Annotated in this window: 8 protein-coding genes; all 8 read right to left on the bottom strand. The window is 55.1% G+C overall.

Annotated elements, in window-relative coordinates:
• Positions 1-28: 28 nt before the first annotated feature.
• A complete protein-coding gene (locus RYC18_RS18345) occupies positions 29-3,922 on the bottom strand; it encodes a type VI secretion protein IcmF/TssM N-terminal domain-containing protein (RefSeq protein WP_316886569.1) in 3,894 nt (1,297 codons plus the stop codon).
• 27 nt (positions 3,923-3,949) lie between these two features.
• A complete protein-coding gene (gene icmH / locus RYC18_RS18340; protein WP_005746633.1) occupies positions 3,950-4,663 on the bottom strand; it encodes a type IVB secretion system protein IcmH/DotU in 714 nt (237 codons plus the stop codon).
• Positions 4,660-6,003 carry a type VI secretion system baseplate subunit TssK gene (tssK, locus tag RYC18_RS18335; protein ID WP_005746634.1) on the bottom strand — a complete coding sequence of 448 codons (1,344 nt, stop codon included), beginning with the start codon at positions 6,001-6,003 and terminating at the stop codon, positions 4,660-4,662. Before tssK ends, icmH begins: the two co-directional genes overlap by 4 nt.
• On the bottom strand, positions 6,000-6,710 hold the full coding sequence (gene tssJ, locus RYC18_RS18330) for a type VI secretion system lipoprotein TssJ (RefSeq protein WP_003372332.1): 711 nt from the start codon (positions 6,708-6,710) through the stop codon (positions 6,000-6,002). Before tssJ ends, tssK begins: the two co-directional genes overlap by 4 nt.
• Before the next feature lie 79 nt (positions 6,711-6,789).
• Entirely contained in the window at positions 6,790-9,393 is a 2,604-nt protein-coding gene (tssH, locus tag RYC18_RS18325; protein WP_005746635.1) for a type VI secretion system ATPase TssH, read from the bottom strand.
• Positions 9,390-10,460, bottom strand: coding sequence for a type VI secretion system baseplate subunit TssG (gene tssG, locus RYC18_RS18320; RefSeq protein WP_005734093.1), 1,071 nt, complete (start codon positions 10,458-10,460; stop codon positions 9,390-9,392). Before tssG ends, tssH begins: the two co-directional genes overlap by 4 nt.
• Positions 10,424-12,256 carry a type VI secretion system baseplate subunit TssF gene (gene tssF / locus RYC18_RS18315; protein ID WP_044299854.1) on the bottom strand — a complete coding sequence of 611 codons (1,833 nt, stop codon included), beginning with the start codon at positions 12,254-12,256 and terminating at the stop codon, positions 10,424-10,426. Before tssF ends, tssG begins: the two co-directional genes overlap by 37 nt.
• Positions 12,256-12,738: a type VI secretion system baseplate subunit TssE gene (gene tssE / locus RYC18_RS18310; RefSeq protein ID WP_005734095.1), complete on the bottom strand. Its 483-nt coding sequence runs from the start codon at positions 12,736-12,738 to the stop codon at positions 12,256-12,258. Before tssE ends, tssF begins: the two co-directional genes overlap by 1 nt.
• Positions 12,739-12,752 lie beyond the last annotated feature (14 nt).

The raw sequence follows: 12,752 nt of genomic DNA, 5'->3' as shown, positions 1-12,752 counted from the left end.
GTGCCCCCTCTGTGATGGCTTCCCATAATCAGTTTTTCTGCCCGGAGTCGTTAAGCACGCTTAATGATTTGACCTGTGCGAGATCTGTCATCTTGACGCCGCCATAGTTACGAACGACCAGACTTACCGGCCCGGCAGCCGACTGCCAGGCGAAACGTTGCTGAACCGTGTCCAGGTCGGTGACGCGAGCACTGTCGTTCATCTTCAGCAGGCCCCAACGGCCTGGGTAGTCGAAAACAGTGATGCGTTGGCCTTCCAGAGTCACTACGTCCAGGCGTGCCCCCGGTGCGTTGGAGGTACCCGGCCAGGAGAACCGATTCCAACTGGTACGACCGTTTCGATAATGCTGTTCCTGTCCATCGAGCGTGAAAATGATGTCGGTGTAGCGAGCCGATGGCTCCAACATGATTTCGAAGCCGTTTTCACGATCCGACAAACTGGCGATGACTTGTCCTACCGAGCTGGCCTTGTCGATGCTGTCAATCATTCGTGTATTGACCAGAGGCGCAGCATTACCGCCTGTACCCATGCCCAATCCTTCGCCGCCGGCGAGGTTGCCGATTTCGTTGCGTTTGAACGCGGGCAGCAAACCTGTTTCAGGATCGACGAAACGCTGCAAATCCTTGACCGATGCCTCGTTTTCACTGCCTGCCACAATGGGATAACGGTAAGCCATGACCTGTTTCCAGGGTCTGGCGACATCCTGTGACCAGGCTTTTGCGATTTGTTGGCCAGCCGGGTCGCGAAGTGTTTCCCAGGCATACTGCAGTGGCGAGTTGAACAGGCGTTGCAAGGAGTTCGAGAGCCCTCCTTCGCTGGTATCGACGCTGGTCTCGATGTAGTTGCGTACCTGTGTAACTTCAGAAGGCTGTCCTTCCAGTGTTTCGCTGATCAACAGCTTGCTGTTCTTGCCGACATCCTGCGATCGCTGAATATTGGTCAAACGCACTTTGAGCTTGCGTAACGCTGCCAGATATCGATCCATCACCGTGCTGTCCGCGCCCTCTGCATTTTGCGTGGCGAACAGGCGTGCGACGGGTTCGAAGCGTTTTGCCAGACTCCCATCGTCAACACGTGGCAATGTCACTACCAGGCTTTCGGCTTGCTCGCTCTGGGTACTGAAAGTGCCTTTGATGCCGCTCCAGAACCCGTCGTCCGCTTTATTCGGAGACGCCGCAGAATTGACTTTGGGCAAGTCCCACGACGTGTTCTGGTTCACGGCGTGCAACAGACTCTTGACGGGGGAGTTCTGCACGTCGCTAAGCACTGATAGGCGCTCGGTAGCATTGGCCATGTCGGTGAAATGACGTACACCTACGCCTCTGAGCATCCTGAACCAGGCATCTGCGTAGTCGGCTTTGTAGCGAGCCATCAGCTCACGCACGAAGTTGGCTTTCTGAACCATGGCATTGCTGCCTTCGCTATCGAGTACCCAGTCACTGTCGTTGCGCAGATTGCCTGACAGCAACTTGATCAGTTCGGGCTGCAGGAACTCTTCCCAACCTTGTCGGGTGTAAATGGCAGGTACTGCTTCCGCCGAAAATAACTGATCACGTCCGGCTGCGGGCACCATGTCCGATAGCGTAAGCGACGGGAACTGACGGCTCGACTCCAGCTGAAGGCGCAGATACTCACGATCAACCAGAGAGCTGGCAATCATGAAGGAGCGCAGACTTTGCCGTGTTTCGTTGACCAGTTGTTCATTGCGTCGCAGCGCTGGCGCGGTGCCTTGTTGCAGGTAGCGCACATACATCGCGGTATTGGCTTCAATCAGTGCCGGACTGATTTCCTGGCCCTCGGCCTGCGCCGCCAGTGCCCAGGCTTGAGGAAGTTCGTCAGCGACGAATTCGGCATCGCGGTGCTCATCCGGACGCGACAGAATCAGATAAAGCTTAAGGGCACTGTAAGCCTTGATCACGGACGACACTTGTTGCTCCGTCAACCGGCTGAGACTGTCTTCCGACAGTGACAACCCGGCAGTCAGTGCGGTGTCTTCGGCTAGATCCGTGGTTGATTCGGATTTGGCGTTATCGCGAAGAGCATCCAGCGTTCTGCGGCGTCCAGCCTCGCTTGCTTCGTTGACAACCGAGCGTAGCTGGCCGGTCAGGTCTGTACCATTACGCGGCAAACTGACCGTTGCTTTCAGCGCACCGATGTTCTGTGTTTTTGCAGATGTCCTCGCCGGAGACTTGGTCGAGCGACGTTTATCAGTCGGTGCCAGCGGGCTTCGATCCACCGTCTGAGCAAACTGGTTCAGCTCGCGAAGTTGCACTTGCAAGTACTTGCCAATGGGCTCAAGCGCTTGGGTGCGTAGCTGCTGCAGGTAAGCCTCACGCAGCGGGATAAGTAGGTCATCGCCGCTGTATAGTCCGGCTCCCAAAGCAAAGGGCACACCGTGGCTGCCGTAGCCCTCGAACTCGGTAAGGTAAACACGCAATGTTTCCATCGCCTGTCCTGACCGCAAGCGTTCTGCCTGATCGGGTGCAGTTTCAAGCTGCGTTAATTCGTTTGCGATGCCCGCAAGCATTTCACGGTTTTTGTTATAAGAAACCGCCTCCCAGGCTATCAGGGATATTCCCGCTAATGCAGCCACTGCAATCAACGTAGGGGTCAACGACCGGGTGCGACCCAAGCGTGAGTAGTAAAGGCTCAGGTTGCGATCCGGGAACACTACCTGGCGAAATGTCTCAGTAATGAAATAGCTTTTGTCGCCTATCTTTTTGCTTGTAGCGCTTTGTGCGGGATGCTCTTTAGGTTCAAGCGCGTAGTAGCTCCCAAGAGCGTCCTCATAAACAGGTGGCAACTGCTCATCTGTCTGCAGGGCGCTGGTGAAGTAGACCCCTCGCACAATGGGGGGCGTATGCCCTTGCGCCGAGCGTTCAAACTGATCCAGAAAATCGGAGATAACGGTCGACAGCTCGGCAAAGTAATTTGGAAATTGCAGCAGTTCGGCGCTGTCGGTTTTGCCCCCGATAATGAGCTGAGTGTCTACATGGTGTCTTACGCTCTCCAGCAAATGGGCAAACTTGTTTTCCACAACGGCGCGCAGGCCTTTAGTCCGTACATCCGACAAGGCAAACGTCATGCCCAGAGGCTGCTGGCGTTGTGCAGTGTCCATACCTTCAAAGGCTTGGTTGAAGCCTGGCAACAGATCGGTTTTGCTGAGCATCAGGTAAAGAGGAGGGTTGACGCCCAGGCATTCACTGTATTCGTCGATCCGAGATACCAGGCGTGCAGCCAGAGCTTCGCGCTCGGCCAGTGTGGCGGAGACGATCTCTGGCAGGCTTACCACCAGAATCAATCCATTCACGGCAGGCTTGGCTCGTTGCTTGCGCAGTAGCTTGAGGAAGGAGGCGAACTCGCTGGCTGATTGATCATCCCGCAAATAACGGCCCGCAGTATCAATCAATACTGCATCGGGGCTGAAATACCAGTCGCAGTGCTGGGTCCCGCTGTCCATGCCACTGGCCTGAGCTCCCGCGATGGTCGCTGACAGGCCTGAACGTGTCAGCAGTGAGGTTTTTCCCGACGCTGACATGCCTATGACCAGATACCATGGCAGATCAGAAAGCGCAGACGCGCCACCCCCGCCTGCTGAGCGAGAGGAGCGCAGCATCGAGATCGCGTGCTTGAGGCGCTCGCGCAATACGTGTTGGTCGCGGAACTCGCTCTCGGCCCCTAGCGATCGGTCTACCTCCAGTTGCACCAGGCTTTCGATATTTTGTTCGGCGCGAATTCTGCGGTACTGACGCAGGACAATAAGCAGCAGGCAGAAAGCACTGATCAGCGCCATTGCCACATAGATGTTCTCCCGCGTGAAATTCCAGCGCGGGAGTGCCAGCCAGCAGGCCAGCAGACCGACGGTCCACAGCAGGGCCAGTGCAAACCAGAAATTTTTCAAACAACGCAATAATGCTTTCATGTCTTCCTGACCGGATCCGTAACTGAATTAAACGCCGAACAGCTGACGGACCTGTTCGGCCAGTGCTGCTACCTCTTTGCCCAGAAGCCAGTCCAGGGTCAGATAAACGGCACCGCATATCAGTGCAATGAGTACCAGATAAAGCCATAGGGGGACTTCATAACGGAACATCTGAGACACTTGATCAGGCAGCGCCCAGTCAGGGGAAAGCGCCTTGCGCGGAGTTCGATAACGAGCGATGTCCTGGCCAAGGGTATTGGCGATGTAACGAAGTTGATCTTTTTTCTCAAGGCTGTATTTGCCTTCAAAGCCCAATGCCAGGCACAGGTGATAAACCTCGAGTACATCAAGGTTGCGCTTCACGTCGGTACGCAATGCTTCAAGTTTCTCGAAGAAACCCTGGCCAGCCAGGTGCACACCAAAGTACTGAAATTGCAACGGATTGACTTCAATCTGATTGCGGATTTCACTCTGCCCGGCGTTCAGGACACTTTCATCCAGAAACGCGCACAGAGCGTATTGCGCATCCCGGACTTGTTCGACGCTGTAGTTGGCGCGACGCGCATCCCGCTCAAGCGCGGGAAAGAACTGGTCCACGCTAGCACGCAGACGGCTGACGTCACGTACTTTGTTGCCGCGGCGAATCATCAACGCCATGGTCATGAAATCCTTGACCATATCCTTAAGTGTCAGTGTTTGCACCGGGGCACTAACGCCGCCTTGCATCACGGCATCATTCATTTGAGCACCGCCATCAGTTCAAGCTTGAGATTTTTAAATGCGCTGGGTACATAGAACGCGATGGCGTTAGCTTTCATCATGCGTTCGTAGACCCGGCCATGGGGTTCGATCGAGAAGTATTGGTTGTCCAGGCGTACGGGAATAGCATTTGGTGTTCGCACGCAGTGGCTGAGTGCCGCCCCCGGCATTGCCGTATTGACCACTACTTCAATGTCTTCCGGCGAGCCAACCTTGAAGGCTCGTGGTACCAGTTCAAGAACCTGAGCACCTGGCATGTCTGCATGAACCGCAATGTAAAAGTCAGCCTCACTCAAGCGTGGATCGTTCAGGCGGCCAACAAAATAGGACGTGCGAGTCTGTTCCAGGCTGATCGGAATATATTGGTTAGGCACAACACTGTTGAGCAGTTCGCGAACCAGCCTGTCGAGCTTGATCATGGCAGTGGCCGGGTCATGATGATCATAGGCAGGAATGTCATTGAGCTGTGCGCTCAGGGAAAAAGTCAGCAGGCTGCCCGCCAGCTCAGCCAGAAAACGATACAGTTGTTCTGGATGCAGCCTCGGGTGCTGAAGCAGGTGAGCAAGTCCCGGATACGCGCGATTGACGGTATATAACAACCAGAACAGGCTGACATCGCTCGACCCGAATTCAGCGATCTGATCTGCTCTTTCCCTGCGGCGGCCAGACAGTGTTTCGCTCTTGCTCTGCAGAAGCGCGAGCAGGCGCTGGGCAATTTTCAGCAAGGTTTCATGCGACCCTATGTGCAGGGCGGGATGAATGAACTGATTGTCCAGGCTAAATCCATTAATGTTATTGCGCTGTAGCAGGGTCAGAGGGCAGTAGCTGTAGCCATCGAGTGAATCACCATCGATAAGCAGCACCACATTCAGACGCAAACTGGTAATTTCGTTTTCCAGCTCGCCCTCATTGATATCAGGCAACATATCGAAGGCTTTGCGATACCGACGCGCGCCTTTGCGCTCTTCACCTTCGTCGAGGTAATTGGCGCTGTACGGTTCAGCCAATTTCAACGCCGCATATACTTTCAGCTCCGAACCGTGCTGCACATCTTTCAAATCGCGCGCAGCAGGCAGAGGGTCGTGTTGCGGTGCGTCAAAAAGCGAGCCGTCAGGAAAAACTATCTGTAGCCGCTTGAGCTGCAGCACTCCATTTATCAAGGCTTGCTCATCCACTTCCAGAAGCTGCACGCCCCAATGAAATGGTGACGAGCGCAGCGTTGCCTGAGCCAGCTGGTTCTGGTGGAACTCATCCTGATACTGGAAGTGCTGTGGCAGAAGGAACATGCCCTCTGACCACATCACACGGCTCTTTTTACTCATTTAGCACCTTCCAGAGCTGAATCAAATGTATTGCTCAGCGACTTCTTAATAGAATTGTTGGCAGCGTCTTCGGCAGATTCGGCGGCCTTTGACTGCATGCGCTCCATAAGCCCAGGCTCTGTATGCTCTGGCTGGGCTGGCTGTAATGGCGCGATGATTTGTTCTTCGGGCATCTGCAGCACATCTTGCCCTCGCTCGGCACTGATGCGGTTCACGTCCAGAAGCACGCGGCCGCCTTCGGATGAAAACAGAATGCCGTCCTTGCGAAACGCGTCGGCATTGAATGCCATTTTCCAGCGGCCGCCGCTGTCATCACGAAAGAAGGCCGCTACTGCGATGTACCGTGCTTCCTTGGCCAGTGGCCAGGTCTGGACCTGACCCATCCCGGGTAAAACCACGAGTTCGCGGGTATCGAGCACGGTGTTGCCGAGCACCTGTTCGGGGTGGTCCAGCAGCGTGTTTGAGTCCGCGCTGTTGAACTTGTCCAGTGAGGTCAACTGATAAACCCTGGTCACGACGGACAAAGGCATGCCGGAGGTATTGGGGTTCAACTGGTTGCCGCCGTCCACGGTCAGAACGATCTTTTCATCGCTGCTGAACAGCATGTCGCCTGCCCATGTGTCATCGACTCGCTTGCCTACGCGGTCAGTGATGCCGCAGGCGGTCAGCCCTAGCAACATAATCAAAACACCCAAATACCTGCCCATTCTGCTGCTCCTGAAACACTTCCTATCGACACCCGGCAATTCGGGCGACGCTGAATCTCATCCGGCTTCCGGTAGTCGTTTACGCCACGGTGTACGAAAAGCCTCCGGCCTCATCAAGGCCGATGCTCATGCTATTGACGGGTTTGTCTTCTGCCATACGTGCCAACACGTGCTCTGCCAATTCAGGCATCAATGTGCCGGACAGGATGTTGTCTATGTTCCGGGCTCCGCTGTCGACTTCCGTGCAGCGCGCGGCAATCGTGGGCACCAGCTCCGGACTGAACTCTAAAGAGGCCTGATGATTTCGTTCGAAACGCTCACGGATACGCGCTAGCTTCAGACCGACAATGCGCTCGAGCACGGCGTCCTGTACCGGGTAATACGGAACAATACTCAAGCGCCCGAGAAATGCAGGTTTGAAAACGTTGTTGAGCTGGTCGCGCAGGTCTTCGACGATCTGGGCGGGGGCGGGTAGCTCGCTGACTCCGAGACACGTCTGCATGATGTGCTCGGTGCCGACATTGGACGTGAGGATAATCACCGTGTTGCGGAAGTTGATTTCGCGTCCTTCGCCGTCATCCAATACGCCTTTGTCGAATACCTGGAAAAACAGTTCGAGCACGTCCGGATGGGCCTTTTCGACTTCATCCAGTAATACGACGCTGTAGGGTTTGCGACGCACAGCTTCAGTCAGTACGCCGCCTTCGCCGTATCCGACGTAGCCTGGCGGTGAGCCCTTGAGACTGGAGACAGTATGGGCTTCCTGATACTCGGACATATTGATCGTGATGACATTGCGTTCACCGCCGTACAGCGTATCGGCCAATGCCAGCGCGGTTTCCGTTTTGCCAACGCCGCTGGGGCCAAGCAATAGAAATACGCCGATTGGCTTATTGGGGTCTTCCATGCGCGCACGGGAAATCTTGATGCGTTTGCCTATTTCATGCAGAGCATGGTCCTGACCAAGAACGCGCTCGGCCAGCAGTGCAGGTAAGCGCTGGACGGTATCAATCTCGTCGCGCAGCATTTTGCCCAGTGGGATACCTGTCCAGCCGGAGATCACTTCACCAATGGTGGCCCCGTCTACCAGCGCATGCACCAATGGCTGCTCACCCTGAACTTTTGCAAGCTCGGCCCGGAGGTCGGCAAGCTCGGTTCGGTGGTCCTGCCCTGTGGTCTGTTCGCTAAGTTCGTGCAACTGTTTGACCAGTTCCAATTCGCGTTGCCACTGTGTGACCAGTTCCTGTTCGCGTTTCTCGGCGTCGGTCAGTTCTGCACTGAGTTGAGCAAGTCGGCGCTGATGGTCGCTGCCTTTGATCTGTTCCTTTTCCAGCAGAGATATTTCAGTGCGCAGGTTGTCAATCATGCGCCGGCAATCTTCGAGCATGCCGGGCTGTGATGTCTGGCCCAGTGCGACACGCGCGCAGGCGGTATCCAGTACGCTGACGGCCTTGTCCGGCAATTGCCTGCCTGTGATGTATCGATTGGACAGGCGGACGGCCGTTACGAGCGCTTCGTCCATGACCGCTACTCGATGGTGCTCTTGCATTTTTTCCAAGAGGCCACGCAACATGTAAATTGCCTGATCTTCTTCCGGCTCCTCTACTTTTACGACCTGAAAGCGGCGGGCGAGGGCGGCATCCTTCTCGAAGTATTTTTTGTACTCGGCCCACGTAGTGGCGGCAATAGTCCGCAGTTCGCCGCGCGCCAAGGCTGGTTTGAGGAGGTTGGCCGCATCGTTCTGTCCTGCCTGGCCACCTGAGCCAATCAGCGTATGGGCTTCATCGATAAAAAGAATGATTGGATGCACGCTGCGCTTAGTTTCTTCAATCACTGATTTGAGACGGTTCTCGAATTCGCCCTTAATCCCGGCTCCTGCCTGTAGCAGGCCCAGATCGAGTGTATGAATAGCGACATCCTTGAGTGGCGTTGGCACATCGCCCAGAGCAATACGTAATGCCAGGCCCTCAACTACCGCGGTTTTACCGACACCGGCTTCCCCCGTCAGAATCGGATTGTTCTGCCTCCGACGGGTGAGGATATCAACCATCTGGCGCACTTCGAATTCGCGTCCCAGTACCGGATCGATACGTCCTTCCCGCGCGCTGCGTGTCAGGTCCACGGTGTATTGATCCAGGGCAGGAGTCTTGCCGTTGCCCTTGGTTGCCGGTCGTTGAGTATCGTTTCCGGCTGGCAAAGACGCGCTTTGCTGTGACTCGCTGCTGGCTGAAATGAAGTCCTCGAGATTGGCTTTCAAATCGTCAACATTGATCTTTTCCAATTCGGGCGCTGAAGCCGCTATAACCCGACGCAGCTCCTTGTCGTCGAGCAAAGCCTGTAACAGAAAGCCACTGCGGATAAGGCTTTGGCCGTATTCGATCGAAGCCAATACCCAAGCTCGTTCGATCAGTTGGGTTATGTGCGGGGATAGGGCGGGGGTGCGAGTATTCCCGGTTTTGAAGTCACTCATGGCACTGGCCAACTGAGACTGCAAGCGCTCTATCACTACATCGTAGTGACGTAATATCGGTAGCAGGTCGTTGTCGTCGCCTTCAAGAAGCTGCAGCAATACATGCTCGATATCGACTTCGTAGTGACGTTCCGCGAGGCACAACGCAGCAGCGCTTTCAGTCGCGTTGCGGCAGGTGTCATTGAGCTTGGCAAAGAGTGACTTAAGGTTCACAGGGCGACCCCATCAAAAGGAATACGGAAAACAGCGCAACGTGACGGATTTACTTTTTCGCCAGGCCGCTTCAGCCAGCCAAGCCAGCCCAGCGCTGTGTTTGTGTTACGACCCAGACGCGCCAAAGGGATCGCCTCAGGCATGAGCTGCGGAGCAAGTTCAAAGTCCACAGAGGGGCCCAGGTAGAAGCGCACCACATCAACCAGTTTTCGGTAGTCGTCAGCACCTGGTTGAAAGCGCTGATAGTCAGCAAGTGCCAAGGGACCGATGTCGATGCGCACGCAGGACTGGTAGTCCCATACGCGATTGCCAGCCACCGCGCTTTCACCGAGAGTTGCATTGGCACGTCCCAGTTGCGAGCACTGCTCCGGCTCAAGTTTCAACCAGCGTCCGGCAAAGGGGCGCAGTGAAAAGGGGTGTCCGAAGTAGAAGCTCAACATCACTTCCAGGTTGTGCGGATTACGAGGCCGCTGGGTGAACAATCCCGAGAAGTAGGTGAATAACTCCTGGCGAACAGGTGAGCCGCTCGCGCCAAATTTTCGCTTCTGACTTTGCTTGCCGAAACCCACCAGATTGAGCATATAGCGCTCGAAATCCGATGAACCCTTGCGCTCATGTTCGATGTGAAACTTGTATTTCTGCCATGACTGATAGAAGAGAGCGATCATGCGATGAGAGAACACATCCAGAAACGCATGGGCACCATCGTCCCTCTGCTGAATATGCCGGTTCATGAGCATTTCAGTGTAAGGACGGGGCAGTACTCCTGAGGGCCCTATCAACCCCATGAACGTTACCTGCACTTCGGTCAATGCCTGCTCAGCAGCAGTCGAATCCTCGAAACGCTCGAATTTGAGATCGCTGACTTCGCTCACGGGAAAGTTCAGCGACAGCTGCGTACGAAAACGCAGCGGGTCCTCATGCGGGCGCGCTTCGGGATCAATACGTCCTGCTCTGCTGTAATGCAGACGCAGCAACCTGACCAGTTGGAAAAACTCAAACCGGTAAGGCTCTGCGCGTGCCTGATCGATCAGACCAGAGGTTGATCGCCCGTTCTGGGTGGCCATTGCACAATTCTCTTTTCCCGCTGGCGGGTACGAAGGGTAAGTTGGGTAAAACTGTTGACGGTGCAGTACTGTCCGAAAAAGTGATCAAGGACTTTGCCGAACAGGAATACGCCGCTGCCGATGTATTGGCTTTCGTCTAGTTCCAGGGTGATGCCTACCCCACGCACGAAGTTGGGACGGGGGTGGCCGATACGCACGACAACAGCCTCACTCTTGATCGACAGGATTCCGCTGATCTGCTTTCTAACTGCCAGTCCGCGTCGATAGTTGTAGAGGCTCAACATTTCCTGAAGCACTTCCTTGCCCTGGGACACCAGCGACATGTGATTCAGGGACAAGTGAGAAATAAGGCGCCAGATCAAGCCGTCGCCCAGAGGCACGCGTGCTGTCACTGTAGGTTTGCGCAGTAGCCGGATACCGTCGACCACCCCATCATTCTCAAATATGAAGTCACTCTGGCTGCCTCCGTAACTGAGCAGTTGCGGTAAGTCCCGGTTACTGCAAGTCAGGGATATGCTCAACGAATCACTGCCAGCATCGACGAGGTCGAGCTCGCGATCCACGACTCGTATAACCATTTCTGTGCCGCCCTGCTTGCCGTGTCTGGAGGGGCGCCGCCGGCCGATCCAATAGCAGGCGTCTGGCCCCAGGTCACCTCTAGGCTCGAAAAACGGGTTGCACTCGCTGACGGTGTCAGTACCGGCTATTTTTTTGACCCGCTGTACGCGGTCGATGGAGACTACTTCTGCATGTCCCTGCAGCCTGACATCGGGGGTAACGGCGTATTCGTGCCGTGTATGAGTGAGCTTGACCGGCTCGGCCTGTTGTTTGAACAGGTTGATGATTGGAGTGCATCCAAGTTTGAAATTATTACGCCCCAGATTTTGTGCAAGCCGCGCAAGCCGATCGCCCATTTCGTAATGAGCAAAATAGAAGTTGATCTCGATATCCTTGAGGTCTCGATCAGCCAGGCTTCTCTTGAGTCCTCCAATGTCGACGAACATGAATTTGTCCGGAAACGTAAAGTAGTCGTGCAGCAGTCTGTACCCGAGGAACGAGCGTTCCGAGTAATCCACCAGACCTTCATCGCGCTCAAAACCAACCGCTTTCAACGCACCCTGTGGCAGACCGATTTCCCGACGTTTTCCCTGCTCTGTAAAACTGACAGTGGCCTTAGCCAAATTGTTGAATAGCAGCTCGTACAATTGCAGCATCAGCGTGCTTTCGCCGTCGAGGAAAAAGCGCAGGGTCTCGATGTCCAGTTGGCCGAAGTGGAGATGGGTGGTGGCGGTCAGGCCAATTTTCAAGCAGGCCACCAGATCCGCACTGTGCCCATTGAAAGCAGAGCGCTCCAGTTCGACAAACGATGCATCGCGCACCGCGATAGGCCACAGGTCGACGGGATAGCAGGTTCTGAACTTACAAGCCACGCCCTCTATGGTCTTGGAACTTATCTCCGTGTGCCGCTCGATGGTGTAGCAAGCGGCCAGCGTTGAGGCTGTTCCGCTACTGAATTCCGCGATGGATAATGCAGGCGTTGGGCGCAGGTAGTGCGGATAGAGTACTTCAAGAAAGGCTTCGACAATCTCGGGAAACTCGTCATCAAGCTTCTTGTGTATCCGAGCTGCCAGAAATGAGAAGCCCTCAATTAAGCGCTCGGCATGCGGGTCCTCGCAGTTATCACCTTCGATGAGTAACCGGGACGCAATTTTCGGGTACTCACGCGCGAACTCCTGCCCGAGAAAGCGTAGGTGCGAGAGTTCCTTTTCGTAATAGGGCAGCAGATCGTCGAGAATCAATTGAGGTTCTGCACTTTGTATTCCTGGGTATTGACTTGCAACACCGCGTCAAAAGAAACCTGACGAGTTGCATCTTGAAGATGCAGCACTGCGTCAACCCGAAAGGTAAGCATGCGGTGGCCAATCTGCTGATTGAGCAGTTGTACTTTAACCGCTCGAAAACGTGGATCGCCGACGGTGATTGCCCGCTCCAACTGGGCCTGTATAAGGCGTCGGTCTTCAGGGTTGAGCACGCCCTTGCTGGTAAAGTCGGGCATGCCGTATTCGAGAATTGTTCCCGCCAACTCTGGATAGCCATCAAGTCTTGATGCGACGAGGCACTGACGTGTATTGACCAGTGTCTCGAGATCTCTGATCAGGCTGGCCTTGTATTCACCCAGCGAGCAAAGCCGTTTGGAGACCGCCTCGCTTGCCTGATGAGGTGCATCATCAAGCAAGCGATCAAGTAACGTCGGTACTAACTGAGGGGAACGACTCATTCAGCTATGCCTCC

This window comes from Pseudomonas syringae group sp. 247E2 (genome assembly GCF_032587795.1).
GTDB lineage: Bacteria > Pseudomonadota > Gammaproteobacteria > Pseudomonadales > Pseudomonadaceae > Aquipseudomonas > Aquipseudomonas amygdali.
Note: the sequence above shows the minus strand (reverse complement) of the source record. Positions and strands in the feature narration are given on the sequence as shown.